Below are 24,051 nucleotides of genomic sequence, written 5' to 3'. Positions count from 1 at the left end.
CTCCTCCCAAAGGATGCTCGAGACCGAGCGTGGTGGAGACTCTACGCGGATAACCGCCAAGTCAATCATTTCTGCGATTTATCGAACGAGCCAACTGACTAGGCCAGTTCTGTGGTCTTTTTTGTGCAATTGCAGCATGACATTGAGCCAATCACGGGCTTCAATACAGACCAACTGGACTATCGTTTTGGTTGACGATCCAGTTTGCACTGTTACCCTCGGCCACCACCGACGCGCCAGCGTCCAGGAGCATCCCGATGCGATCCCCCGTCTCCCTTGCCTGCCTGTTGCTGCTGTGCGCGTCCGCCTGGGTCGGCTCGGCCCAGGCCACCTCGTACCTGGTGCACGACCAGAGCGAGTACGCCGTGGCGGCGGCCGCGCTGCGTGCCGGCGATCGCATCGTGCTGGCCGATGGGCAGTGGCGGGATTTCGCCATCGTGCTGCGCGGGCAAGGCACTGCCGAGCAGCCGATCACCCTCACCGCGCAAACGCCGGGCAAGGTGATCATCAGCGGCACCTCCGACCTGCACATGGCCGGCACCTACCTGGTGGTGTCGGACCTGGTGTTCCGCGACGGCCATAGCCCGGGCGATGCGGTGCTGTCGTACCGCATCTCCAGCAAGGAGCGCGCGCGCCACAGCCGCATCACCGGGGTGGTGGTGGATGGCTTCAGCAAGCCCACCCGCAGCGACTCGGACAACTGGGTGGCGCTGTACGACAGCGACAACCGCTTCGACCACAACCAGCTGGTCGGCAAGACCAATGCCGGCCCCACCCTGGTGGTGGTGCGCGACGCCACCCAGGGCCTGGACAATCGTCATCGCATCGATCACAACTGGTTCGGGCCACGCCCCAACCTGGGCGCCAATGGCGGCGAGACGCTACGCATCGGCACCAGCAGCGATGCCGACAGCGCCTCCAACTCGGTGGTGGACAACAACTGGTTCGAGGGCTGCGACGGCGAGGTGGAGGTGGTCTCCAACAAGTCCGGCGGCAACACCTACCGTGGCAATGTGTTCAAGCAATCGCGCGGCGCGCTGGTGCTGCGGCATGGCGATGGCAACCTGGTCGAGCGCAATGTGTTCTTCGGCGACGGCAAGGCCAACACCGGCGGCATCCGCGTGATCAACCGCAAGCAGACCGTGCGCCACAACTACCTGGAAAACCTGGCCGGCGATGGCTATTCGTCGGCGCTGAGCATCATGTACGGGGTGCCCAACTCGCCTGCCAACCGCTACGTGCAGGTGGATCAGGCCCGCATCGAGCGCAACACCTTCGTGACCGTCAACCAGCTGTACTTCGGTGCCGGCATGGATGCCGAGCGCACCGCCGCGCCGATCAACAGCCGCTTTGCCGGCAACCTGATCGTCGCCGTCAGCGACCCGGTGCGCGTGCTGGGCGACCTCTCCGGTATTGCCTTCACCAGCAACCTGCAAAGCCCGCTGGCCTCCACCCGCCTGCCCGGCGGCGTCAACAGCCGCCAGGTGACGATGACCCGCGCCAGCACCGGCTTGCTGGTCGCCGACAACGCCACTGGCGTCGGCGCCGACCCGGCGCTGAGCTACATCGCGCGCACACAGGTGGGCGTGAGCTGGTACCCCAAGCAGGCAGCGCAGGCAGTCACCGACAGCGGCCGCCGCACCCGCGTCAGGCCAGGGCAGTCCAGCCTGACCGACGCCGTGGCGCAGGCCGGCCCCGGCGATCGCCTGCAACTGGACGCAGGCCGCTACCAGGTCGATGACATCCTCGACGTGGACCGGCCGCTGACGCTGGAAGGCCCGCAACGCGGCCGCGCGCGCATCCGCTTTTCGCAGCCGGCGCTGTTCCAGATCGCGCCCGGCGGCTCGCTCAGCCTGGCCCGGCTCGAGATCGATGGCCGCGCCGCACCCGCGCAGCCGGGCAATGCGGTGATCCGCACCGCTTCCGGCACAGCGGTGGCGCAGTACCAGCTCACCTTGCGCAACACGCACCTGCATCATCTGCACGCGCAACCCGGCTTCGATGTGATCGCACTCGGCAAGGGCAGCCTGGCCGACCATATCCTGCTGGACCGGCTGCTGGTCGAGGACGTCTCCGGCAGCGTGCTGTCCGCACACGCCGAGACCGACGACCGCGGCACCTACAACGTCGAACAGGTGACCGTGCAGCAGTCGCAGTTCCACCGCGTCGCCGGGCCGGTGCTGGACCTGTATCGCGGCGGCCGCGACGAAAGCACCTTCGGCCCGGTGCTGCAGGTGAGCGACTCGCACTTCACGCAGGTCGGCCGCAACGCGGGTGCGTCGCTGCGCCTGCACGGCGTGCAGCGCATTGCGCTGCGCAATAACCGCTTCGCCGACAGCGCCGCGATCCTGGCGCAGCACACCACCGGCACACCCCACCTCATCGCCAGCGGCAATCAGTTCGTCGGCACCCCGGCCTTGCACGCCGACGCAGCGGAGCCCCTGCTATGACCCGTTCCACCCGCCTGTTGCTGCTGGTCCTGGTCGGCGCCGGCAGCACCCTGCCCTGCAGCGCCGCCCCGTTACCCGCGGCCGAACAAGCAGCGCAGCCGCAACCGCGCGCCACCGACGCCGCGCCGGTGCTGGTCACCGCCCAGCAATGGCGCGAGATGGCCAGCGCTGGCGCCAGGCTGCCGGTGTTCACCCGCGAACAGGCACGCGCAGAAGCCAGCGTGCGCGCGGCGATACGCGCCGGGGTGGACGTGCCGGTGCCCAGCGATCCCGGCGGCGGCGCCAGCCACGAGCAGCACAAACGCAACTACCAAGCCATCCAGGCCGCCGGCGCGCTGTACCGGCTCACCGGCGATCGCGCCTATGCCGACTATGTGCGCGACGTGCTGCTGGCCTACGCGCGCCTGTATCCCACGCTGGGCGCACACCCGGCCGGGCGCGGCCAGGTGCCGGGGCGGCTGTTCTGGCAGTCCTTGAACGACTCGGTGTGGCTGGTCTACGCAAGCCAGGGCTACGACGCCATCCGCGACACGCTCAGCGCGCAGGACCGCGCCACCATCGACCGCGACGTGTTCGCGCGCATGGCGCACTTCCTGTGCGACGAAAGCGCCGACAACTTCGACAAGATCCACAACCACGCCACCTGGGCAGTGGCCGCGGTCGGCATGACCGGTTATGTGCTGCGCGATCAGGCGCTGGTGGACAAGGCACTGCGCGGCAGCAGGCGCGATGGCAAGGCCGGCTTCCTGGCGCAGGTGGACCAGTTGTTCTCGCCGGACGGCTACTACGCCGAAGGCCCGTACTACCAACGCTATGCCCTGGCGCCGTTCGTGCTGTTCGCCAACGCGATCGAGCGCAACCAGCCGCAGCAGCACATCTTCCAGCGCCGCGACGGCGTGCTGCTCAAGGCCGTAAATAGCCTGGTGCAGAGCAGCTACGGCGGTTATTTCTTCCCGATCAACGACGCCATCCTCGACAAGGGCCTGGACACCGAAGAACTGGTGGCCGGCATCGGCATCGCCTACGCGCAGACCCACGACGCGCAGCTGCTGTCCATCGCGCAACGCCAGCGCCGCGTGCTGCTCACCCCCGAAGGCCTGGCCGTGGCCACCGCGCTCGCGCAAGGCCGCGCCCAACCGTTCGCCTTCGGCAGCGTGTTGCTGCGCGATGGCGCACAGGGCGACCAGGGCGCGCTGGCGATCCTGCGCAGCGGCGGCGAAGACGGCCAGACGCTGGTGATGAAGAACACCTCGCAAGGCATGGGCCACGGCCACTTCGACAAGTTGAACTGGCTGTTCTACGACAACGGCCAGCGCGTGGTCACCGACTACGGCGCGGCGCGTTTCCTGAATGTGGAAGCCAAGGCCGGCGGCATCTATCTGCCGGAAAACACCAGCTGGGCCAAGCAGACCGTTGCGCACAACACGCTGGTGGTGAACGAGACCAGCCACTTCAACGGCGACTGGAAGGTGGGCGAGCAACACGCGCCGACGCAGCTGCTGTTCGCCAGCACTGCCGACACCCAGATCGTGTCGGCGCGCATGCAGCAGGCCTACGACGGGGTCAGCTTCACCCGCACCCAGGCGCTGCTGTCGCACCCGCAGCTGCGCCTGCCGGTGGTGGTCGACCTGCTGCGCGTCAACGCCAGTGCTCCGGCACGTTACGACCTGCCGCTGCACTTCAACGGGCAGATCATGCAGGTCGGCTTCAAGGCAGAGCGCGCACTGACGCAACGTCCGGTGCTGGGCAAGGCCAACGGCTATCAGCACCTGTGGGTGGACGCCTCCAGCGATGCGAGCACCGACACGCGCAGCCTGAGCTGGCTGCTCGCCGGCCGCTTCTACAGCTACCGCTTCGGCAGCAGCGCGCCGGCGCGTGCCCTGCTGGTGGAGAGCGGAGCCAACGACCCGAACTTCAACCTGCGCCGCGAACCGGCGCTGATCCAGCGCGTCGATGGGCAGGCCGATGTCAGCTTCTTCGGCGTGCTGGAACCGCATGGCGAATACAACGGCACCGCCGAATACGTGCGCGGCGCCAACAGCCGCATCCGCGCCATCGAGCGCGTGCGCGGCGACGATGCCGAGGTGATCGTGCTCACCCTGGTCGGCGGCCAGCGCATCGCGCTGGCGGTGGCCGACGACGCCGATGCACAACGCAGCCACCAGGTGCAGGCCGCCGGTCAGCGCTACAACTGGCGCGGCGGCTACGCGCGCTTCGATCGCACTGCAGGTGCGCAATGAGCACCGCCCGCACGCGCCCCGCAGGCAAGCGCTCGGCGGTGCGCTGGCTGATCGTGGCGCTGATCGCGGTGGCCACGGTGATCAACTACATCGACCGCAACGCGCTGGCGGTGATGTGGCCGGCGATCTCGCGCGACATCGGTGCCACCAAGGAAGACTACGCGCTGCTGGTCACCATCTTCATGCTGTTCTATGCCGCCGGGCAGTTCGTGTTCGGGCGGCTGTTCGACATCATCGGCACCCGGCTCGGCTTTGCCCTGTCCATCGCGGTGTGGTCGCTCTCCATCGCGCTGCATGCCCTCACCCATTCCATCACGGCGTTCTCGGTGGTGCGCGCGCTGCTGGGCATCAGCGAAGCCGGCGCCTGGCCGGGCGCGGTCAAGGCCAATGCGGAATGGTTTCCCGCGCGCGAGCGTGCGTTGGCGCAGGGCATCTTCAATGCCGGCGCCTCCATCGGCGCGATCGTCTCGGCACCGCTGATCGCGCTGCTGTTCCTGTCGTTCGGCTGGAAGGGCACGTTCGTGCTGATCGGCGTACTGGGCATGCTGTGGTTGCTGCCATGGCTGGTGATCTACCGCGCCGGGCCGGACCGGCATCCCTGGGTCGACGCGGCCGAGCGTGCGTTGATCCTGGATGCGCCCGACGCCGGCAGCGCGCCGCCGCCGGCCTACCTGCCCACGCTGCGCCAGCTGATGTCGCACCGGCAAAGCTGGGGGATCGTGCTGGCGCGGTTCTTCCTGGACCCGATCTGGTGGCTGTTCGTGTCGTGGCTGCCGATCTACCTGGCCGAGACCTTCCACTTCGACATCAAGCAGATCGGCGCATTCGCCTGGGTGCCGTTCGTCGGTGCGATGCTGGGCAGCCTGTGCGGCGGCTGGCTGTCCGGGCGCCTGATCGCGGCCGGCTGGAGCGTGGACCGAGCGCGCAAATGGACCATCACCCTGGGCGGGGCCATCATGGCGCCGGCGCTGCTGGGCGCCGTGCAGGCCGCTGACCCGCGCATGGCGGTGCTGACGATTGCCGCCGTGCTGTTCGGCTTCCAGATCGCCATCGGCAATATCCAGACCCTGCCCGGCGACCTGTTCGCCGGCAAATCGGTCGGCTCGCTGGCCGGCATCGGCGGCATGGCCGCGGTGGCCGGCACCTTGATCACCACCTGGCTGGTCCCGGTGATGACCGCAACCTCGTACGCACCGATGTTCATTCTGGTCGCCGCGCTGGTGCCGGCCTCGCTGGCCGCGCTGTGGCTGGTCACCGGCCGCATCCACCGACTCGACGCAGCGGGCACCTGAGCGTGCCCGCTGCCTACCCCGCTTTCCCCACACCAACAGGACACACCCGCATGCACTTCCACGACAAGGTCGCCATCGTCACCGGCGGTGGCCGCGATATCGGCCGCGCCATCTCGCTCAAGCTGGCCGCGGCCGGCGCCAAGGTCTGCATCAACTACGCCAACGACGACGCCAGCGCGCGCGACACCCTGGCACAGCTGCAGGCCGCCGGCGGCCAGGGCATCCTGCACCGTGCCGACGTCACCGATGCCACCGCCGTGGCCGGCCTGCTGACCGCCACGCGCACCGCCTTCGGCCAGCACATCGACGTGCTGATCAACGTGGCCGGCGGCATGCTGGCGCGCAAGCCACTGGCCGACATCGACGAGGCCTTCTTCCATCAGGTGATGGACCTCAACCTCAAATCGGTCTACCTGACCACCCAGGCGGTGGCGCCGCATATGCGCGAAGGCGGCGCGATCGTCAATTTCGCCTCGCTTGCCGGGCGCGATGGCGGCGGGCCGGGCGCGGCCATCTACGCCACCGCCAAGGCGGCGGTGATGACCTTCTCGCGCGCGATGGCCAAGGAACTGGGCCCGCGCGGCATCCGCGTCAACGCATTGTGCTGCGGCATGATCTCCACCCGCTTCCACGACGACTTCACCAAGCCGGAAGTGCGTGCCTTCGTCGCCAATGCCACCCCGCTGCGGCGCGAAGGCCGCCCGGAGGAAGCCGCCGATGCGGCGTTGTACCTGGCCTCGGATGCGGCCAGCTTCATCAATGGCGCCAACCTGGACGTCAACGGCGGCGTGTTCTTTTCCTGACCGACAAAGGAGTCCTGCGCATGCGCTGGCGATGGATGATGACTGCGACACTGAGTGTGGTGCTGGCAGGCCCAGCCACGGCGCACCCCGCGCCACGCTGGGTGCCGGCCTGGATCGCTTCGGCAACCCCGGACCGGCTCGACGGCGGTGCCGACACGCCGCTGCAATTTGCCGATGAAACGGTGCGCCAGGACATGCGCCTGGGCAGCGCGGCAGTGGCCCTGCGCGTGCGCATCAGCAACGAGCTGGGCACCGCACCGCTGACCATCGCTGCGGGCACCGCGCGCCTGCTCGGCGGCGGCGGCGGTGCGCAACCGCTGCGCTTTGACGGGCGCGCCAGCGTGACCGTGCCGCCCGGTGGCGTGCTGCTCAGCGACCCGGTGCCGCTGCGTGCACCGGCATTGGGCGAGGTGGCGGTCAGCCTGTATTTCCCCACGCCGGCGCGCCCGGCGGTACGCCGCACGGCGGTGCGGGTGGTCAAGGGCCAGGCCGAGGTGCCGGACAGCAAGGCGTTGGCGTATCGCCAGAACGTCATCTCCGCCCTTTACGTGCAACCACCGCATCCACGCCAGACGGTGGTGGTGGCGCTGGGCGATTCGATCACCGAAGGCGCCACCGCCACACGCGGCACCAATGGCGATTGGCCGGCCCTGCTGGCCAGGCGGCTGGAGCAGCGCTGCCCCGGCAGCGTGGTGGTGCTCAACGCCGGCATCAGCGGCAACAAGCTGCTCGACGACGGCCGCAGCCCCAGCGCGCTGGCGCGGCTGGATCGCGACGTGCTGGCACTGCCCGGCGTGGACCAGGTGATCCTGTTCGAAGGCATCAACGACATCCGCCACAGCGGTCCGCCGGATGCGATTGCCGGCCGCAATGCCGCCGACATGGTGCTGGGATATCGCCAGATCGTGACCCGGCTGCAGCAACACGGCATCGCCGTGATCGGCGCCACGCTGACCCCGTTCGGCAACTCCGACCGCTACGAACCGGTGGCGGCGGCCACGCGCCAGACGCTCAACGGCTTCATCCGCGACGGGCAGGCATTCGATGCGGTGATCGACTTCGACGCCGCGCTGCGCGACCCGGCCAGGCCGGAGTGGCTACCCGCCGCGCTGACCCGCGACTTCCTGCATCCCAACGATGCCGGTTACCAGCGCATGGCCGAATCGGTGGACCTGTCGTTGTTCTGCAAGGCCCGCTGAGCCGCCGGTCGCCACGCCACGGCGCGCATGCGCCAGGCTGGCTGCCGCGGTGGTGCGGCGGCACCGCCGGCATGCACGCCGGCCTGCCGGCGCGCTAGCGCTTTTTCAGGATGCTGATCTCCCCGGAGGTCTCCAGGATCGCCATGTCGATATCGGCATCGTCGCGGCAATCGGCCTTGCGTTTTGCCACTTCGAAATCGGCGTAGCTGACGTTGTGGCGGACCAGTTCCTTCCAGTAGATCTCACCGCCACGCGCCAGCAGCGCCGGGGTGCCCTGCACCCAGGTATCGATCCGCCGGCTGCGCGCGGTGGCCATGCCCACCAGCCAGTTCAACACCAGCAAGGTGGCCGCCAGGATCATGCCGCCCAGCAGCGAGACGTCCTTGCCGATCAACGAGTTCTGCACCGCGGTTCCCAGCAGCACGATGAGCAGCACGTCGAACGGCGTGGATTGGCCCAGCGCGCGCTTGCCGGTCATGCGCGTCAGCAGCAGGACCACGGTATAGACCGCTACCGCACGCAGCACGAACTCCCACCACGGCATGTCCAGGTGCATCATTTCGTAAAAGCGCACGCGTGTTTCCACGTCCAGCATCGTGTGTCCTGACCGCCGTTGATCGATGGCGCACGCTAGTGCGGAAACGGTGAAGGCGCTGTGCTGTCGCCGTCGTTGCCGAGACCGCCCGCCCGGCACCCATCGTGCAGCGCATCACGGCTTTTCGCTGGCGATCCGTTAGCGTCTGGCCTGGACAGACGGGGATGGCGGGCATGCGGAAAGGGATCACGCGTCGCGGGTTGCTGCTGGGCACCGCTTCGGCAGCAGTGTTGGCACAAGTGCCGGTGGGAGTTGCGCTGCCGCGTCGCGCGGCTGCGGCGCCGGCCTTTATCGATGCGTTGATCGCGCGCATGAGCGTGGAGGAAAAAGCCGGCCAGCTGACGCTGTCCGGTTCGGCGCAGCAGACCGATGCGGCCGCAGCGGCCAATCCGATCAATACCGTGCCCACGGCCGAGGGCCAGCTTGCCGCCGCGCGTGCCGGGCGGGTGGGCGGCATCTTCAATGGTTCCAATGTGCTGTGGCATCAGCAACTGCAGCAGGCCGCGCTGCAGAGCCGCCTGCAGATTCCGCTGCTGTTTGCCGCCGATGTGATCCACGGGTTCACCACGGTGTTTCCGGTGCCGCTGGCCGAGGCCGCCAGCTTCGAGCCGGCGCTGGCGCAACGCACCGCGCGGGCGGCCGCACTGGAGGCCAGTGCGGTCGGCATCGACTGGACCTTCGCGCCGATGGTGGATATCGCGCGCGATGCGCGCTGGGGGCGCGGCGTGGAAGGCAGCGGCGAAGACGTGCTGCTCGGCCGGCGTTTTGCGCAGGCCCGCGTGCGCGGCTTCCAGGGCGAGGGCCTGGATCATGCCGATGCACTTGCGGCCTGTCCCAAGCATTTCGCGGCCTATGGCGCCGCCGAGGCGGGGCTGGACTACAACACCGTCGACATCTCCGAGCGCAGCCTGCGCGAAGTCTATTTCCCACCGTTCCAGGCTGCCTTCGACGCCGGCGCAGTGACCACGATGGTGGCCTTCAACGAGATCGCCGGCATCCCTGCCACCGCCAATCGCTGGTTGCTGGGCGAGGTATTGCGCGGCGAGTGGGACTACCGTGGCCTGGTGGTGTCCGACTACACCGGCGATCTGGAATTGATCGGGCACGGGTTTGCCAGCGATGCGCGCGAGGCGACCAGGCTGGCGTTCCTGGCCGGTGTGGACATCAGCATGCAGAGCGGGCTGTACCTGCAGCATCTGCCGGCGCTGGTGGCCGCCGGCGAGGTGACGATGGCGCAGCTGGATGCCTCGGTGCGGCGCGTGCTGCAGTTCAAGGCCGAGCTTGGATTGTTCGACAATCCGTTCCTGCGCATCATGCCGGCACGCGCGCAGGCGCGGCAGCGGCGCCCGGACAGCCTGGCACTGGCGCGCGAGACGGCGCGCAAATCCATCGTGCTGCTCAAGAACGATGGCGAGCTGCTGCCACTGAAGACGCAGGGGCAACGCATCGCGCTGATCGGGCCGATGGCACGCAACTGGACCGACAGCGCCGGCCCATGGACGCTGTTCGGCGGCGACGACAGCGGCAACGACCTGGCCACCGCCGTGCGCGCGCGACTGGGCAACCCGGATAGCCTGCAGGTGGTGGAAGGCTGCGACTTCGAACATGGCCTGCCCGGCGGCGTGCAGGCGGCCGTCACCGCAGCGGCGTCCGCGGATGTGGCGGTGCTGGCGATCGGCGAGCCGATGCGCTACTCCGGCGAAGCGCAGTCGCGCAGCGAGATCGTCATCCCCGCCGTGCAGCAAGCGCTGCTGGCTGCGGTGGCAGCCACCGGCACCCCGGTGGTGGTGGTGCTCAGCAACGGCCGTGCGCTGGTGATCGATGGCCCGGTGCTCAAGGCGCCGGCGATCCTGGTCGGCTGGTTCCTGGGCTCGGCATCGGGCGCCGCGCTGGCGGACATCCTGTTCGGCGCGCACGGTCCGTCCGGGCGCCTGCCGGTGAGTTTTCCGCACACCGCCGGGCAGGTGCCCTATAGCTATGCACACAAGCCCAGCGGCCGTGCCGACCCGCGCCCGGATGCCTTGCAACCGTTCAAGACCCGCTACCGCACCGCGCCCAATGCCGCGTTGTTTCCGTTCGGACACGGCCTGACCTATGGCCGCATCGAATATGGCGAGCTGCGCTTGAGCGATGCACGCATGGCGGCGACCGGCAGCCTGCGCATCAGCGCGCGCATCGACAACCACGGCACGCGCGATGCCGAGGAAGTGGCGCAGCTCTACATCCGCGACCGCAGCGCCAGCATCACCCGCCCGGTGCGCGAGCTGAAGGACTTTCGCAAGCTGGCGGTACCGGCGGGCGGCAGCGCGGTGGTGGAGTTCGTGCTGCGCCGTGAGGACCTGCTGTTTATCGGCCAGGCATTGAAGCCGACGGTAGAGCCTGGCGTATTCGATCTCTGGGTGGCGCCCTCTGCAGAGGCCGAGGGCGTGTCTGCGAGTTTTGAATTGATGGGCTGAGCACCAGCCGCAATCGGAATGGCTCAGCTCAGGGGATGGATATGGGGCGTATCCCGCTCACGCAGAGGGCATCGCGCCCAGGTTGGCTCGGGAACACATCCCCATTGCGCTGACGCTCACGCTCTCGGTCGCCTTGAGAGGGGACTGGGTCTTGAAAGATTGGACGGTGCGTCTGCCTCGGTTTACAGCGGACGATCTGCGGGTTTGCTGCGGGGTCCTTGCCCGCCCACCATCGCAGGACACGCCGCAAGTACGTCCCTGTAGGCTCTTACGCGGCATCCATGCCGCGTAAGGTCCCGCGACGGTGGGCGGGCAAGGACCCGTCGAGTTGGTCGGTGTGCATGGTTAGGGGCAGTGATGCCGTGCCGTGCCCTGCAATGCGATGCGATGGAGACGCAGTGCGGTCTGATTAGCGTTCTTCGACGCGAGCAACTCGCTGCCATGCCGACATCGATTCACTCGTCATCGAAGGCGCGTCTGGGCAACACGTTGACGCAATCGCTACAACCTTCGAAAGGGTTGTCAGCCACGCTTAGTTCCCGCGCAACACCTCTGCAAGGAACGGCGCAGTGCGGCTGCCACGCTGCCGCGCAACCGCCTCCGGTGCACCTGCCGCCACGACAGCGCCACCCGCACCGCCTGCGCCCGGGCCCATGTCCAGCACCCAGTCGCTGCTGGCGGCCACGCGCATGTCGTGCTCGACCACGATCACCGTATTGCCGGCCTCCACCAGGCCTTGCAGCTGACGCATCAAGGTATCCACGTCGGCCGGATGCAGGCCGGTGGTCGGCTCGTCGAGCACGTACACGGTGTCGCGCCGCTGCGCACGTTGCAGCTCGGTGGCCAGCTTGATGCGCTGCGCCTCGCCGCCGGACAGCTCGGTGGCCGGCTGGCCGAGCCGCAGATAGCCCAGCCCCACTTCGCGCAACACCTGCAACGGGCGCAGCACGCTGGCGTCGTCGGCAAAGAAGCTGGCGGCCTGGTCCACCGTCATCGCCAACACCTGCGCGATGTTGTGACCCCGCAGCGCGATCTCCAGGGTCTTGGCGTTGTAGCGCGCGCCGTGGCAGCTGGGGCATGGCGCGTACACGCTGGGCATGAACAGCAATTCCACATGCACCGAGCCCTCGCCCTCGCAGGTGGCGCAGCGGCCCTTGGCGACGTTGAACGAAAACTGCCCCGGGTCGTAACGGCGGCGGCGCGCGGCCGGTGTGGCGGCGAACAACTTGCGCACCGGATCGAACAGGCCGGTGTAGGTGGCCAAGTTCGAACGTGGCGTGCGGCCGATCGGTTTTTGGTCCACCCGCACCAGGCGGCGCACCTGGTCGAGCCCGCCGACGATCGCACCACCCAGCGGCACCTGCGTGCCGCGCTCCAGCGGGTCCAGCGCTTCGTCTTCCTCTGCCTGGGTTTGTCCGAGATGGGCGGCCAGCAGTTCCACCAATGCCTGGCTCACCAGCGACGACTTGCCCGAGCCGGACACACCGGTCACGGTGGTAAACACCCCCAGCGGCAGGTCCACATCCAGCTCGCGCACATTGTTGCGGGTGATGCCGCGCAACTGCAGCCAACCGGTGGCCGCACGCGCATGGCTGTGCACCTGCGGTGGGGTGCCGAACAGGTAACGGCGCGTGGACGAGGCCTCCACTTGCTCCAGCCCCGCGGGCGGGCCGCTGTACAGCACCTGCCCGCCGTTCACGCCGGCAGCCGGGCCGACGTCGACGATCCAGTCGGCGTGGCGGATCACATCCACCTCGTGTTCGACCACGAATACCGAATTGCCGGCGGCCTTGAGCTGATCCAGCGCGCCCAGCAAGGCCTGCGCATCGGCCGGGTGCAGGCCCGCCGATGGCTCGTCCATCACATACACCACGCCGAACAACTGCGAACGAATCTGCGTGGCCAGCCGTAGCCGTTGCAGCTCGCCCGGCGACAGCGTCGGCGTGCTGCGCTCCAGGCTGAGATAGCCCAGGCCCAGCGCCTGCACCACCTCGATCCGCGCGCGCAGGTCGGCGGCGATGCGTTGCGCGGCAATCGCCTGCTCGGGATGCGTATCGGCCTGCTTGCGCCTGTCGTTGCGCTTGCCACCGGCACCTTCCGCAGCCGGGCGCAGCAGGTCGGCCACCTCGTCCAGCGGCCGCCGCGACAGCTCGCCGATGTCCAGGCCGGCGAAGGTCACCGACAGCGCCTCGCGGCGCAGCCGCTTGCCGTCGCACTGCGGGCACTGCGTGCTGATCAGGTACTGCGCCACGCGCTTTTTCATCTGCGCACTCTGCGTGGTGGCAAAGGTGTGCAGCACATAGCGCCGCGCGCTGGTGAAGGTGCCCATGTAGCTGGGCTCCTCCTTGCGGCGTAGCGCGCGCCTGGTCTCGTCCAGGTTGTAGCCGGCGTACACCGGCACCACCGGTTGCTCGTCGGTGTAGAGGATCCAGTCGCGGGTCTTCTTCGGCAGCTTGTGCCACGGCAGATCGACGTCGTGGCCCAGCGTGGTGAGGATGTCGCGCTGGTTCTGGCCATGCCAGGCACCGGGCCAGGCGGCAACCGCGCGATCGCGGATGCTCAGCGTGGGATCCAGCACCATGGTCGCCTCGGTCGCATCGTAGATGCGCCCCAGGCCATGGCAGGTGGGGCAGGCACCGGCCGGGGTATTGGGCGAAAAGCCGTCGGCGTAGATGATGTCCTGCCCCGGCGGATAGCTGCCCGCACGCGAATACAGCATGCGCAGGGAATTGGAGATGGTGGTGACGCTGCCCACCGACGAGCGCGCACTCGGCGCGCCGCGCGCCTGCTGCAAGGCCACCGCCGGCGGCAGGCCTTCGATGGAATCCACTTCCGGCACGCCGACCTGGTCGATCAGGCGCCGCGCATACGGCGAGATCGAATCCAGGTAACGCCGCTGCGCTTCGGCAAACACGGTACCGAACGCCAGCGACGACTTGCCCGAGCCGGACACCCCGGTGAACACCACCAGCGCATCACGCGGGATGTCCACGTCCACGTTCTTGAGGTTGTGCTCGCGCGCACCGCGCACGCGCACCAGGCCGGAGGAAGACGACGCTGCGCTGGACATGAGTGACACACCGACATTCGACAATGCGCCAGCCTACCGCGTGCCGCATACAGCCGGTGTCAGTGTTGACGGCGAGTCCTGCGGCGCTCCACTCAAGCAACTCGTTGAGCGCCCTGGAATGCATCGGTCGAAGGCGCGGCGCCCTCACCGCTCGCGGGCTATGCCGTAAACCCGTTCGTGGGGGCTAGATGGCGGCATCCATGCCACCACACGGTCCCGCAAGCGGCGAGGACACCGCACAAGACAGTTGCCGGCTGCTTTGTTGAAAACCATGCGCGCCGGCCAACTCAACTGGTCCTTGTCCGCCCACCGTCGCGGGACCTTACGCGGCATGGATGCCGCGTAAGAGCCTACATGGACGTACTTGCGGCGTGTCCTGCGAGGGTGGGCGGGCAAGGGCCCTGCAGCAAACCCACAGCGTCAAGAGCGCGGCGAGAACACCTCACCAGAAAGTCAGTCGGTTGCCTTATCGAAAACTACACACACACCGGCCATCTCGACAGGTCCTTGCCCGCCCACCGTCGCGGGACCTTACGCGGCATGGATGCCGCGTAAGCGCCTACAGGGACGTACTTGCGGCGTGTCCCGCGACGGTGGGCGGGCAAGGGCCCCGCAGCCAACTCACAAACCAGCCGCTCTACAACCCGATCACCCCAGCGCGTGCGCCGGCACCGGCTGCTCGCCGGTCTCCGCCAGCGCCTGCATGCGCGCCACCACACCACTGAACAGCCGTGCAGTCGCCGCGCCACGCGTGCGAAAGATCTCCTCCAGCTCGCCGTAGTACCACAGCGTGCCGGCGCGCCCGGCGGTGAACACGTTGAAGATGTCCTGGCCCACGTCCGGGTTTTCCAGGTCCTGCACGATGGTGCGCGCGTTATAGAGCTTGTCGCAGCCGGACACCAGCAAGGCGCGCTCGGGCGTGTTGCGCAGATGCTCCAGGTAGGCCAGCTTGCGCTCGCGCCAGTCGCGTTTGCGCGCGCTGGCGGTGTTGTCCACCTCGGCCTTGTCTTCGGCGGTGGCATCGGTGCACGCCATCACGATGTCGGCCACCGCATCGCCGAACTGCGCGCGGATCGAGGCCTCATGACCGCCGCCGCAGTCTTCCACCACATCGTGCAGCAGCCCGGCGATGGCCTGCTCTTCGTCGCCGCCGCATTCCAGCACCAACGTGGACACGCCCAGCAAGTGGCTCAGATACGGAATCTGCGTGCCCTTGCGTACCTGCCCGGCATGGGCGATGCGCGCGTAATCCACGGCCAGGGCGTAACGTTCGGTGAGAGCGGTCATGGGGCGTCCGATGCGGGGAATGGCGCATTATCGCCGAGCCCGGTGACGCCCCAGGTGAGGATGGCGCGAGGATGCGTGTGCAGACTCAATGACGCGCTGTTGCGGCCGATACCGCTAGGCTACCTCCACGCCGCACGATTGCTCAGCCATGCCCACGCTCCCCGTTTGCAACGCCTGCCGCGACGGCCAGGACTTTCCCACCGCCATCACCATGGCGTTCCAGCCGATCGTGGACGTGTCCACCCGCAGCATCTACGCCGGCGAAGCGCTGGTGCGCGGCGTCAACGGCGAATCGGCCGGCAGCATCCTGGCCGCCGTGGATGAGCGCAACCGCTACGCCTTCGACCAGGCCTGTCGCATCAAGGCGATCGAATGCGCCGCGCAGATTGCGCTGCCGGCCTTGCTGTCGATCAACTTCATGCCCAACGCGGTCTACAACCCAGAACACTGCCTGCGTGCCACGCTTTCGGCCACCGCGCAGTACGGCTGGCCGCTGGACGCCATCATCTTCGAGGTCAGCGAACAGGAACACCTGGCCGAGCCGGCGCATCTGCTCGACATCATGCGCACCTACCAGGCGCGCGGCCTGAAGACCGCCATCGACGACTTCGGCGCCGGCTATTCCGGCCTCGGCCTGCTGGCCGATTTCCAGCCGGACCTGCTCAAGCTGGACATCGCCCTGGTGCGCGGCATCGACGCCGACCGCAGCCGCCAGGCCATCGTCCGCCACACCACCCGCATGTGCGAGGAACTCGGCATCGCCGTCATTGCCGAAGGCATCGAACACCCGGACGAATACCGCACCCTGCGCGACATGGGCATCCACCTGCAGCAGGGCTATCTGTTCGCCCGCCCAACAATCGGCGAACTACCGCAGGTGCACTGGCCGGAGTAAGTGGGCGTGCATGTGCGCGCGAAGTGAGCGAACCGCCCAGCACAAAAATCCGCACCCGACCAAATCAAACAGCACGCAAGCCGCTTTCACGATTCCCCAATCCCGATTCCCGATTCCCAGCGGCGCCCAGCCCCATCCACACCCCGCCAACCAACCGCGCCGCCTCACACATACCGCGGTATCGGCCCCAGCTGCGGCGTCTGGTCCGGCAACTCCACTTCCACCTCGTCCACATAGCACCAGCCCCAGCCTTCGGGCGGGTCGTAGCCTTCGATGATGGGGTGGCTTGTGGCGTGGTAATGCGCCGTGGCGTGCTTGTGCGGCGAATCATCGCAGCACCCCACGTGGCCGCAACTGCGGCACAGGCGCAGATGCACCCAGGTGCTGTCGATGGCCAGGCAGTCTTCGCAGCCACGTGCGCTGGGCGTGACCTCGCTGATCTGCGCGGTATGTGTGCACTGGTCGCTCATGAGGTGGTGGACTCCTGTGAGGCACTGACAAGTTCGGATGCCGGCACCGGGTTGGCCTGGTGTGCCAGGTATTGATGGATCTGCGCGACGACCGCCGCGCCCTCGCCCACCGCCGCGGCCACGCGCTTGACCGAGCCGGCCCGCACATCGCCGATGGCGAACACGCCGGGGCGGTTGGTTTCGAGCGGCAGACAGGCCGGCACGCCATCGCCGCGTGCGTTGCCGGTGACGACGAAGCCACGCGTATCGGTCTCCACGCACTGCTGCAGCCAGCCGGTGTTGGGGTCGGCGCCGACGAACAGGAACAGGTGCCGCAATTCCACCCGAGTGGTCTGCCCATCGGCGCGCGTGCGCAATACCGCCGCCTGCAGGCCGCGCTCCGGGTCGCCTTCCAGCGCGGACACTTCGGTGCCGGTATGCAGCTGCACGTTCGGCAGCACGGCGATGCGGTCGATCAGGTATTGCGACATCGACGATTCCAGCCCTTCGCCGCGAATGATCAGGTGCAGTTCCTTCACCCGCGGTGCCAGAAACGCCACGGCCTGGCCGGCGGAATTGCCGCCGCCCACCAGCGCCACCACGCCGCCCTCGCACAGCCGCGCTTCCACCGGCGAGGCCCAGTACGACACGCCATGGCCTTCGAAACGCTCCAGCCCGTCGATCTCCGGGCGCCGGTAACGCGCCCCGGAGGCGACCACCACCGTGCTGGCCAGCAGCTGCTTGCCGTCGGCCAGATCCAGCTTCAGCGCACCATCGTCGCGCCCGCATTCCAGCGTGCCGGCCTCGATCGGAATCGCCAGCTCGGCACCGAATTTCAGCGCCTGGTTATAGGCGCGCCCGGCCAGCGCCTGGCCGGAAATGCCGGTCGGAAAGCCCAGATAGTTTTCGATGCGTGCCGAGGCGCCGGCCTGGCCGCCGATGGCGCGCTGGTCCAGCACCAGCACCGACAGGCCTTCGGAGGCCGCATACACCGCCGTCGCCAGACCGGCCGGGCCGGCGCCGACGATGGCCACGTCGTAGCGCTTGTCCGGGTCGATGTCCGGCGTCATGCCCAGGCAATGCGCCGCTTCGGCATCGCTGGGCTGACGCAGCACCCGCCCGCTCGGGCACACCATCACCGGCAGTTCCTGCTCCTGGATGCCAAAGCGCTGCACCAACGCGCGGCCTTCCTCGTCGGAGGCATCGATCACCGTGTTCGGGTAACCGTTACGGGTGAGAAAGCCCTGCAAACGGGTCAGATGCGGATCGTCCGGCTCGCCGATCAACACCGAGCCCGAGGCATCGCCTTCGATCAGGCCGACGCGGCGCAGGATCAACGCACGCATCACCACCTCGCCCACTTCGGCCGAGCTGATCATCAGCGCGCGCAGATGCGCGGTGTCGAACGGCAGCGCCAGGCAGCCCTGCGGCCCGGCACGCCCACCGGCGAGTGAGGCGCGCCCGGCCAGCTGACTGACCTCGCCGGTGAACTGGCCGGGCGTCTGCAAGGTGATCGGTTTTTCGTTGCCCAACCCGTCGCGCCGTACCACTTCGATGGCGCCTTCCAGCACCACCCACACCGGCGCGTGCGCATCGCCCACGTCGAAGACGAGCTCGCCTGCATCGAAACGCTGCGCCGGCCCGCTGGCAAACCGCCGCGTGATCGCCAATTGGCCCGAGTCCAGCTCGGGAAACATCTGATGGTGGCGGGTATCGGCCAGGGACATGGAGTGGCGACGCTGAGGGGGGAGTACATGCAAGCATGGCCAGCCGTGAGGGTGATGGCAATCACCCGAACGGGCCATGCCGGGCGCAACAGAGCGCGCATGCACGAGCAGCACGCGCGTGCATACCAGCGCGGTGTTTGCACAGGCAAGACACATCACGCGGCTGCCAGCGGTACCGCACGCTCACCAGCGGTGATCGGCAGAATCAGCCGCAACCGTACGCGCAGAAGGTGGCAGACGTAGCTGGCGCGCTGGCCGTCAAGCGAGCACGGCACTGGGCCCGCAGTTGGTACGCGGCACTCGTGTGATCCCGTCGCTCCTGTTGCCCGTGAGACTCCGGCTTGCTCCGCACCGTGCCGACGAAGCCACACCACGCCTTGTCAGCCACGCTACGCTTGTACCGGCTCCCAGTGCGGCCCGTGCTGGCCGGCGGCCATGCGCTCGGCCGGGCGCACCCGAAACACCACGCTGATGCGCTCGCCCACCGCACGCGCGGTCTTGGCGATGCCGTGCTCGTGGCTCAGTTGCGAGGCATGGCTCATCGCCAGCAGGCTGCCGGGCGCCAGCTCCACACCGATCGCACGCGTGTTGCCGTCCTTTGCGCGCAGCTGCATCCGCCGCGTCGCGCCCAGCGACACCAATGCGATCGGATACGGCGCCAGCAACGTCTGCAGCTTGTCGTGATGCATCGCCACGCTGTCGCGGCCATCGCGATACAGATTCAGGCCCGCCGCGTTGTACGGCGCAGGCAACACCGCCTGCACCGCATCGAGCAGCGCCTGCAGCGGCAGCCCGGGCGGCAGCGGTGCATCCAGCCGATACGAGGCCAGCAGGCGCGGCACCTCCACCACACGGTCGTACATCTCGCGGCGCTGGCTGCGCCAGTCGGTCGCCTGGCGCAACGCGGCAAAGCACTGCTGCGCCACGGCAGGCGCCAGCAGCTGCGGCCAGTAGCGCACGCCGCCCTGCGTATCGTGCAGCAGCTGCACGGGCACGGTGGGAGTATCGAACAGATCCATCGGGGTGATATGCGGACGGTTTGCGCGATTTCAGCAGCCCGGCGTTGCGATTGCCCATAGCCGAAGCCCCGCATTCGCACGCTCTCTCGCAGTTGCTGGCATTGCGCTCGTTCCGTGCAGAAAGGCGACCGATCTGCGCATCCGCTGCCTCCTGCGCGCAACGCCGGCAACCTCTCAAAGACAGGCACACGCATCACCGCCGCCCGCCGCGCACGGGTTAGCGAGCTCAACGATGCAGGCATGGATGTCATGCGATCAGGCCCGACAGCTGTGCTACGGTCCGGCGCTGCATCCGCCTGGAACCGTTCGCATGCAGCATCGCTCAATCGCCTTCTCTCCCCTGCGTTGGCTGGCGCTGCTTGCCGCCTGCATCAGCTTTGCCGGCAGCGCGGCGCCACGTGGGGACGACGCGGGTTTCAGCGCGGTCGACCCCTTGATCGGCACCGGTGGCGAAGGCCACACCTATCCCGGTGCCACGCTGCCGTTCGGCATGGTGCAGCTGAGCCCGGACACGCAGATCAAGCCGCGCAAGGAGGCCTATGGCTGGGCCGCCGGTTACCGGCATGGCGACACCACGATTGTCGGCTTCTCGCACACGCACTTTTCCGGCTCCGGGCATTCGGACCTGGGCGATGTGTTGCTGATGCCGCAGACCGGCCAGGTCAAACTCGAACGCGGCGACGCCTCCACGCCGGGTAGCGGCTACACCGCGCAGTTCGACCATGCCAGCGAGCAGGCGCAACCCGGCTATTACGCGGTGACCTTGAAAGACCGCAACATCCGCGCCGAACTCACCGCCAGTGCGCGCGTGGGTGTGCATCGCTACACCTTCCCCAAGGGCACGCCGGCGCATGTACTGGTGGACCTGCGCACCAGCCTGTACGACTACCCCGGCAAGGTGCAGTGGTCGAGGCTGCGCGTACGCGGCGATGGCACCGTGACCGGCTTTCGCGAAACCCGCGGCTGGGCACCCGGCCGCCAGCTGTACTTCGCCATGCGCTTTTCGCGCCCGCTCACCGCCACGCAATTGCACGACACCGAGCAGGACATCCCGTACCAGGGCTTTCCGCCGCCGGGCGAGAAGAACCCCGCGCAGCGCGCACAGATCGAAGGCCGGCAGCTGGTCGGCGTGTTCGACGTCGCCAACGACGGCACGCCGCTGGTGGTCAAGGTTGCGCTGTCGCCGGTCAGCGAGGCCGGCGCCATCGCCAATCTCGACGCGGAGGTGCCCGGTTTCGATTTCGACCGCGTGCGCGCCGATGCGCGCGCGCAGTGGACACAGGCGCTATCGGCGATCGATGCGCAAGGCACGCCGCAACAACGCACCCAGCTCTACACCGCGCTGTATCACACCCTGCTCGGCCCCACCCTGTTCATGGACAGCGATGGCCAGTACCGCGGGCCGGACAACGCCGTGCATCAGGCGCGTGGCTGGACCAACTATTCCACCTTCTCCCTCTGGGACACCTACCGCGCCCTGCATCCGCTGCTGACCCTGGTGCAGCCGCCACAACGCAGCAGCGACATGGTCAATTCCTTGCTCGCCTCGCGCCGCGAGAGCGCCTACGGCATCCTGCCCGTCTGGGCGTTCCACGGCCTGGAAACCTGGTGCATGATCGGCTACCACGCCGTGCCGGTGATTGCCGACGCCTACATGAAAGGCATCGGCGGCTTCGATGCCAACGAAGCGCTCGATGCCATGGTCGCCAGCGCCAACTACGGCCCCTACGACGGCATCGCGCAGTACCGCGAGCTGGGCTACGTGCCCATCGACGAAGAAGGCGAAGCCGCGTCCAAGACGCTGGAATACGCCTTCGACGACTGGACCATCGCGCGCATGGCCGACAAGCTCGGCAAGCCCGCCATCGCCGCAGAGTTCAGCAAGCGCGCCGGCAACTGGAAGCACGCCTTCGACCCGGCCACTGGCTACATGCGCGCGCGTACCCGTGCCGGCAACTTCCGCGAACCATTCGATCCATCCACTAGCGGCTACGGCAGCGACTACACCGAAGGCAATGCCTGGCAATACTCCTGGTATGTGCCACAGGACGTCGCCGGGCTTGCCGCCGCACATGGCGGCGACGACAAACTGCTCGCACGCCTGGATGCGGTGTTCGACGCCAAGGTCGACCCCAAGGTGTTCGCGCATATGGAAGACATCACCGGCCTGATCGGCTGGTACGCGCACGGCAACGAACCCAGCCACCATGTCGCCTATCTGTACGCCTACGCCGGCCAGCCCTGGCGCACCCAGGCGCGGCTGACCCAGATCATGGACACCCAGTATCACGCCGGCCCCGAAGGCCTGGCCGGCAACGACGATCTCGGCCAGATGTCGGCCTGGTACGTGTTCACCACGCTGGGCTTTTATCCGGTGGCACCGGGCAGCAACCAGTACATCATCGGCCGCCCGTTCCTGCCGCGCGCCACGCTCAAGCTGCCCAATGGCAAGCGCTTCAGCGTGATTGCCGATGGCCTGAGCAAGGCGCGCAGCTACGTCGGCAGCGTCACCCTCAACGGCCAGCCGCTGACCCGCGCCTACCTCACGCACGAAGAAATCCAGGCCGGCGGCGAGTTGCGCTTCCGCATGCAGGCCACGCCGAACACGCAATGGGCCACCGATCCGGCGCAGCGGCCGTATTCGATGTCGACGCAGACGCGCTGAGTCAGTAGTGGATGCCCATGCGTAGCCCGTAGGCATCACGCTCCACCACCGCCGGCAGGCTGCCGGCGGTGCCTGCGGCAATGCGCTGCGCGCTCCAGCAGGCCACCAGGGCATCCAGCACATCGTCCGGCTTGGCCAGCGCACGCGGCACGCGCTCCAGCAACGCGGCCACCTGCCTGGCGCCATAGCACTGGCCCAGCAAGGCGGCGCGCTGTTGGTGGCCTGCACTGCTCTTCTTGCCCGCCGCCAGGCCATGCCCGCCGGCGAGCACGGCGAACGACACCTCCGGGTGCACTTCGAACACGCGCTCCGCCCACGGCGGATCGGCGCGCAAGGCATCGTCCCAGGCGCGAATCTTCGACAGCAGCGCAAACGACTGCACGCCAAAGCCACGCTGCCCGTCGTGATCCAACACCCGATGCAACGCGGACGCTTCCACCTGCGTGGGTGCATGCAGCATGCCGCGCAATGGCGCGGCAAAGATGCTGCATGCGCGGCGCCCACCCACAAAGCGCCGCGCCTGCACATCCGCAGCGCGTGGCGCGTGCTCGCTTAGACCGATCGGGATATCCACGCCCAGCACAGCGACGTCCCCCAATGCGCTCGCCACCGCGGCCGCCGTGGGGTAGCCGGCAAACTGCAATCCATCGCCGGCCTGCCACACCGCCAGCCAGCCGCTGCCGGCGCCATCGATTCCTACACACTGCATTGCGGTCCTCCCGGTCGTGGCCTGCGTGCACGGCGCAGCAGCACCGCACGCACGCCATCTGCGTGGCGCGTTCACATCATGCACAACATTCGTTCACCCGCACGCATCGCCGCGGTTTCCAGACTGCTCCGCATCGGCCGCAGCACGCTGCGGCCCTGCCATCCCCCACTGCAGGAGCCAGCGCATGTCCAGCACAAAGAACCAGTACGAAATGCAGAACCCGCTCACCCAGTTTCCGCAGCCCAAGTTCCCCGAGCAGACCCAGGAAGCGCCGGGCACCATCCATGCATTGCAGCCCAAGGCCGACCATGGCGAGCAGAGCTACCAGGGCTTCGGCCGCCTGAAGGGCCGCAAGGCGCTGATCACCGGCGCCGACTCGGGCATCGGCCGCGCCACTGCAATCGCCTACGCGCGCGAAGGCGCGGACATCGTGCTGAACTACCTGCCGGAAGAAGAGCAGGACGCTGCGGAGGTGGTGAAGTTGATCGAGGCCGAAGGCCGCAAAGCCATCAGCATCCCCGGTGATCTCAAGGATGAGGCTTTTTGCAACCAGCTGGTCGCACGCGCGGTCAAGGAGCTCGGTGGGCTGGATCTGCTGGTCAACATCGCCGGCAAGCAGACCGCGATGAAAGACATCGCCGACATCACCACCGAGCAGTTCGACGCCACCTACAAGACCAACGTCTATGCGATGTTCTGGCTGTGCAAGGCGGCCATCCCGCACCTGCCGCCGGGCGCATCCATTATCAACACCGGCTCGATCCAGTCCTACCAGCCCTCGCCGACGCTGCTGGACTACGCGTCCACCAAGGCGGCCATCGTCAACTTCACCAAGGGCCTGGCTCAACAGGTCGCCGAGAAGGGCATCCGCGTCAACGCCGTCGCCCCCGGCCCGGTGTGGACCCCGTTGCAACCCAGCGGTGGCCAGCCGCCGGAAAAGATTCCCGAGTTCGGCTCGGAAACCCCGCTCAAGCGTGCCGGCCAGCCAGTGGAGATGGCGCCGCTGTATGTGATCCTGGCTTCGCAGGAATCCAGCTATGTCACCGGCGAAGTGTTTGGTGCCACCGGTGGCTTGCTGCTGTCCTGAGCAAACACAAAGCGAGCTTCCGCCGTAGCGCCACTAGAATCCTGCCGATCGCTGCACGCGCAGCGGTCCGCAGGGTTTTCTTCAATGGCGCTTTTGGTAGTGGCGGCA

16 protein-coding genes are annotated in these 24,051 nt (G+C 67.9%); 9 read left to right on the top strand and 7 right to left on the bottom strand.

Annotated elements, in window-relative coordinates:
- Nucleotides 1–257: 257 nt before the first annotated feature.
- The 5 genes from KHN93_RS06055 to KHN93_RS06035 are packed head-to-tail and all read left to right on the top strand — an operon-like array spanning nucleotide 258 to nucleotide 7,984.
- On the top strand, nucleotides 258–2,450 hold the full coding sequence (locus KHN93_RS06055; RefSeq protein ID WP_244812209.1) for a polysaccharide lyase 6 family protein: 2,193 nt from the start codon (nucleotides 258–260) through the stop codon (nucleotides 2,448–2,450).
- Nucleotides 2,447–4,690 (top strand): oligoalginate lyase, encoded by a 2,244-nt coding sequence (locus tag KHN93_RS06050; protein WP_104543596.1) that lies wholly within the window; start codon nucleotides 2,447–2,449, stop codon nucleotides 4,688–4,690. The genes KHN93_RS06055 and KHN93_RS06050 overlap by 4 nt, the downstream gene beginning before the upstream one ends.
- A complete protein-coding gene (locus tag KHN93_RS06045; protein WP_104543594.1) occupies nucleotides 4,687–5,982 on the top strand; it encodes an MFS transporter in 1,296 nt (431 codons plus the stop codon). The genes KHN93_RS06050 and KHN93_RS06045 overlap by 4 nt, the downstream gene beginning before the upstream one ends.
- Before the next feature lie 50 nt (nucleotides 5,983–6,032).
- Nucleotides 6,033–6,785, top strand: a complete 753-nt coding sequence (locus KHN93_RS06040; protein WP_024938633.1) for an SDR family NAD(P)-dependent oxidoreductase — start codon at nucleotides 6,033–6,035, stop codon at nucleotides 6,783–6,785.
- A gap of 35 nt (nucleotides 6,786–6,820) precedes the next feature.
- The gene (locus KHN93_RS06035) at nucleotides 6,821–7,984 is read left to right on the top strand and encodes an SGNH/GDSL hydrolase family protein (RefSeq protein ID WP_212579604.1); all 1,164 of its coding nucleotides are present in this window, start codon (nucleotides 6,821–6,823) and stop codon (nucleotides 7,982–7,984) included.
- 94 nt (nucleotides 7,985–8,078) lie between these two features.
- Here the strand turns inward: KHN93_RS06035 and KHN93_RS06030 are convergent, their stop codons facing one another.
- Entirely contained in the window at nucleotides 8,079–8,579 is a 501-nt protein-coding gene (locus tag KHN93_RS06030; RefSeq protein ID WP_016904665.1) for a DUF421 domain-containing protein, read from the bottom strand.
- Nucleotides 8,580–8,752: 173 nt separating this feature from the next.
- Here KHN93_RS06030 and KHN93_RS06025 point away from each other — a divergent pair, with 173 nt between their 5' ends.
- Entirely contained in the window at nucleotides 8,753–11,035 is a 2,283-nt protein-coding gene (locus KHN93_RS06025; RefSeq protein ID WP_212579268.1) for a glycoside hydrolase family 3 N-terminal domain-containing protein, read from the top strand.
- Between the two features lie 532 nt (nucleotides 11,036–11,567).
- Here KHN93_RS06025 and KHN93_RS06020 read toward each other — a convergent pair.
- Both KHN93_RS06020 and KHN93_RS06015 read right to left on the bottom strand, forming a co-directional pair.
- The gene (locus KHN93_RS06020; RefSeq protein WP_212579267.1) at nucleotides 11,568–14,105 is read right to left on the bottom strand and encodes an excinuclease ABC subunit UvrA; all 2,538 of its coding nucleotides are present in this window, start codon (nucleotides 14,103–14,105) and stop codon (nucleotides 11,568–11,570) included.
- Between the two features lie 648 nt (nucleotides 14,106–14,753).
- Nucleotides 14,754–15,392, bottom strand: coding sequence for an HD domain-containing protein (locus KHN93_RS06015; RefSeq protein WP_016904210.1), 639 nt, complete (start codon nucleotides 15,390–15,392; stop codon nucleotides 14,754–14,756).
- Nucleotides 15,393–15,540: 148 nt separating this feature from the next.
- Here KHN93_RS06015 and KHN93_RS06010 point away from each other — a divergent pair, with 148 nt between their 5' ends.
- Nucleotides 15,541–16,287, top strand: coding sequence for an EAL domain-containing protein (locus KHN93_RS06010; RefSeq protein ID WP_024938629.1), 747 nt, complete (start codon nucleotides 15,541–15,543; stop codon nucleotides 16,285–16,287).
- 164 nt (nucleotides 16,288–16,451) lie between these two features.
- Here KHN93_RS06010 and KHN93_RS06005 read toward each other — a convergent pair whose 3' ends face one another.
- The 3 genes from KHN93_RS06005 to KHN93_RS05995 form a co-directional block, all read right to left on the bottom strand.
- Nucleotides 16,452–16,757 carry a UBP-type zinc finger domain-containing protein gene (locus tag KHN93_RS06005; RefSeq protein ID WP_016904212.1) on the bottom strand — a complete coding sequence of 102 codons (306 nt, stop codon included), beginning with the start codon at nucleotides 16,755–16,757 and terminating at the stop codon, nucleotides 16,452–16,454.
- On the bottom strand, nucleotides 16,754–18,463 hold the full coding sequence (locus tag KHN93_RS06000) for an FAD-dependent oxidoreductase (RefSeq protein WP_212579266.1): 1,710 nt from the start codon (nucleotides 18,461–18,463) through the stop codon (nucleotides 16,754–16,756). The genes KHN93_RS06005 and KHN93_RS06000 overlap by 4 nt, the downstream gene beginning before the upstream one ends.
- A gap of 389 nt (nucleotides 18,464–18,852) precedes the next feature.
- A complete protein-coding gene (locus tag KHN93_RS05995) occupies nucleotides 18,853–19,482 on the bottom strand; it encodes an alpha-ketoglutarate-dependent dioxygenase AlkB family protein (RefSeq protein WP_166765077.1) in 630 nt (209 codons plus the stop codon).
- Between the two features lie 310 nt (nucleotides 19,483–19,792).
- Here KHN93_RS05995 and KHN93_RS05990 point away from each other — a divergent pair, with 310 nt between their 5' ends.
- A complete protein-coding gene (locus tag KHN93_RS05990; protein WP_212579265.1) occupies nucleotides 19,793–22,147 on the top strand; it encodes a GH92 family glycosyl hydrolase in 2,355 nt (784 codons plus the stop codon).
- A gap of 1 nt (nucleotide 22,148) precedes the next feature.
- Here the strand turns inward: KHN93_RS05990 and KHN93_RS05985 are convergent, their stop codons facing one another.
- Entirely contained in the window at nucleotides 22,149–22,856 is a 708-nt protein-coding gene (locus KHN93_RS05985) for a DUF429 domain-containing protein (RefSeq protein ID WP_047128285.1), read from the bottom strand.
- A gap of 184 nt (nucleotides 22,857–23,040) precedes the next feature.
- Here KHN93_RS05985 and KHN93_RS05980 point away from each other — a divergent pair, with 184 nt between their 5' ends.
- Nucleotides 23,041–23,943 carry an SDR family oxidoreductase gene (locus tag KHN93_RS05980; protein WP_039565280.1) on the top strand — a complete coding sequence of 301 codons (903 nt, stop codon included), beginning with the start codon at nucleotides 23,041–23,043 and terminating at the stop codon, nucleotides 23,941–23,943.
- The last annotated feature ends 108 nt before the right edge of the window (nucleotides 23,944–24,051 follow it).

Origin of the sequence: Xanthomonas arboricola pv. juglandis, assembly GCF_905367715.1 — a bacterium.
GTDB classification, from domain to species: Bacteria; Pseudomonadota; Gammaproteobacteria; order Xanthomonadales; family Xanthomonadaceae; genus Xanthomonas; species Xanthomonas arboricola.
This window is presented reverse-complemented; position numbering and strand designations above follow the sequence as displayed.